At 72.1% G+C, this 2,928-nt stretch carries 1 protein-coding gene and 2 pseudogenes; 1 reads left to right on the plus strand and 2 read right to left on the minus strand.

The window, feature by feature from the left end; all coding sequences use genetic code 11:
* Positions 1-1,119: pseudogene (locus D7W79_RS43415) on the minus strand (hypothetical protein); the annotation flags it as partial.
* A 313-nt stretch (positions 1,120-1,432) separates the two neighbouring features.
* Here D7W79_RS43415 and D7W79_RS40885 point away from each other — a divergent pair.
* Positions 1,433-2,692 carry an MFS transporter gene (locus tag D7W79_RS40885; protein ID WP_120530601.1) on the plus strand — a complete coding sequence of 420 codons (1,260 nt, stop codon included), beginning with the start codon at positions 1,433-1,435 and terminating at the stop codon, positions 2,690-2,692.
* A 14-nt stretch (positions 2,693-2,706) separates the two neighbouring features.
* Here the strand turns inward: D7W79_RS40885 and D7W79_RS40890 are convergent.
* Positions 2,707-2,928, minus strand: a pseudogene (locus D7W79_RS40890) (PQQ-like beta-propeller repeat protein); the annotation flags it as partial.

Raw genomic sequence — 2,928 nt, forward strand, 5'->3', positions numbered from 1 at the left:
CCCCGCGCCCACGGACAGGCCTTGCTGTCCGGCCGGGTGATACCCGTCCAAAGCCGCGTGCAGGCCCACCTGCACGAAGGCCCCGTCCACCGGATGCGCCGGGACTACCGGCAATGCCTCGGCCACCGGAGCAAGCGCCGGAGACGGAGCCGCCACTGCCGGGGGCAGCGCGGGAGACGGAGGCGGAGCCACCACCGGAGGTTGGGCCTTGGCCACCGGAGCCGGCGCGGGAGACGGATGTGGAGCCACCACCACCGGAGGCGATGCCTTGGCCATAGGAGCCGGCGTGGGAGACGAATGCGGAGTCACCACCGCCGGAGGCGGTGCCTTGGCGACAGGAGCCAGCGCAGGAGGCGGAGGCGCCACCAACGGGGGCGGCGCGGGAGACGGATGTGGAGCCACCACCACCGGAGGCGATGCCTTGGCTACCGGAGCCGGCACGGAAGACGGATGTGGAGCCACCACCACTGGAGGCGATGCCTTGGCTACCGGAGCCGGCACGGAAGACGGATGCGGAGCCACCACCACCGAAGGCGGTACCTTGGCCATCGGAGGCGGCACGAGAGACGGAGGCGGAGCCACCACCGGCGGAGGCGGTGCCTTAGCCACCGGGGGCGGCGCGGGAGACGGAGGCGGATCCACCACCGGCGGAGGCGGTGCCTTAGCCACCGGGGGCGGCGCGGGAGACGGAGGCGAAGCCTCCACCACCGGAGGTGGTGCCTTGGCCACCGGAGCCGGCGCCGGAGGCGGAAGCGCGACGACCTGGCCCAGCGGTTCACCGGCCTCCACCGCGCGCAGCGCCGAACGCACCGCCAATGCCAGGGCCTCCGCGCCCACCGACCACGTCAGCGTCTCCGGCGCACCCTCCACTCGCGCACTCCGCACGAACAGGTGGCCCGTGAGCGGAGCCGCCACCGACACCCGCAGCTCCGCCCCGGCCCGCGTGAACCACAGCACCGCGCGAGCGTCCTTTCGCAAGGCCATCCGCTCTGCCTCACGCCACGCGCCACCGGGGCTCGCCTCCATGGACGGGCCTGCTTGCGCCTCCAGCACCACCGGCAGGTCGCTGCTCTGCCCCCGGACCCGCTCCAGCAGTGCGCGGTCCTCCGCGGACGCCACGCGCGCGACCGCTCGCCACGGCCCAGCCGCCCACGCGGAGCCGCCGAGCGCCAGCCATAAGGCCAGTCCCACCACGCGCTGCCACGCCACGGCCTCCAACACGGACATGCAGTAAAACCTACCTTCCAGGGAATTCTTCTGGAAGCACCGCAACGTGTGGATCGCCTGTCACGCTCGGGAGGGGAGGGCGGAAGTGCCGAGGCCACCCGCGCCCGTCCTCCCGGACCCGGAGGGTGGCCAGGCGCGGCGGCGGTGGATGTCTGTGTTTGAAGAAGGGGCGGGCGCGGGGCCGGAAGCGGTAGGGTCGCGCGCCATGAACCGCCTCCGGGAACTGCGCTCGGTCCTGAACCTCACCGTCCTCGTGGCGGGGCTGGGCTACTTCGTGGACCTCTTCGACATCACGCTGTTCGGCGTGGTGCGCGTCGCGTCGCTGAAGGACCTGGGCCTCACGGACCCCTCGGACATCTTCCAGAAGGGGCTCGTCATCTACAACGCGCAGATGGCGGGGATGATGGTGGGCGGCCTCTTCTGGGGCCTGCTCGGGGACAAGCGGGGACGCCTGTCGGTGATGTTCGGCTCCATCCTGCTGTACTCGGCGGCGAACCTGCTGAACCCCTTCGTCTGGGACGTGAACAGCTACGCCGCCTGCCGCTTCCTCGGGGGCCTGGGGCTCGCGGGCGAACTGGGCGCGGCCATCACCCTGGTCGCCGAGTCCCTGCCGAAGGAGAAGCGCGGCCTGGGCACCACCGTCGTCGCCACCCTGGGCATGATGGGCGTCGTCGTCGCGGCGCTCGTCGCGCAGCACCTGCACTGGAGGACGGCCTACGTGACGGGCGGCGTGCTGGGCCTGACGCTCCTCTTCGCGCGCTTCAAGGTGTCCGAGTCCGTCCTCTTCACCCAGAAGGCCGGCCCCGCGAAGGGCAACGCGCTGCTGCTACTCCAGGGCGGCCGCTTCCCCAAGTACCTGGGCTGCATCCTCGTGGGCGTGCCCATCTACTTCACCACCGGAATCCTCTTCGTCTTCGCCCCGGAGCTGACGGCGGGCCTCCACGTGCAGGGCACGGTGACGGCGGGCAACGCCATCCTCTTTGGCAGCGTGGGCCTGACGCTGGGGGACCTCCTGTCCGGCGTGCTGAGCCAGTGGCTCCAGAGCCGCAAGCGCGCCGTGGGCTTCAGCCTGTGTGTCTGGTTCGCGCTGGTGCTCGTGTACGGGCTCGTGCCGGGGCTCACCCCCACGCTCATCTACGCGCTGACCTTCTTCATTGGCCTGAGCGTGGGCTACTGGGCGGTGCTCATCACCATGGCGGCCGAGCAGTTCGGCACCAACATCCGCGCCACCGTGGCGACGTCCGTGCCCAACTTCGTGCGCGGCTCCGCGGTGCTCGCGGCCACCGCCTTCGGTCAGCTCAAGGGGCCCCTGGGCGTGGCGCACGCGGCGCTCGCGGTGGGCGCGGTGTGCTTCCTCCTCGCGCTCGTGGCCCTGTCGCGACTGGCGGAGACGTTCCACCGCGACCTGGACTACGTGGAGTCCGCGAGCAGCGCCAACGCGAACGTGGACGCGCGCACCGGCTGAAGGCGCTTGAGCCGTCAGGCCGGCGGCGGCACCCGCAGCCGCCACGCCAGCACGCGGCCGTCCAGCCCCAGCACGAACACCAGCGGCCCGCGCACCACCGGCCGGGTGCGCAGCGGCGTGTCCGCCCGCACCGTGAACGCGGGCGTCCAGCCCGGCGCCTTGAATGCGACCAGGCGCCCCTCGCGCCCGGACGTGGGCACCAGCAGCAGGTCTTCCAATCCCACCTGCACCCGGCC

The sequence above is a fragment of the Corallococcus exercitus genome, assembly GCF_003611585.1.
Taxonomy (GTDB): Bacteria; Myxococcota; Myxococcia; order Myxococcales; family Myxococcaceae; genus Corallococcus; species Corallococcus exercitus.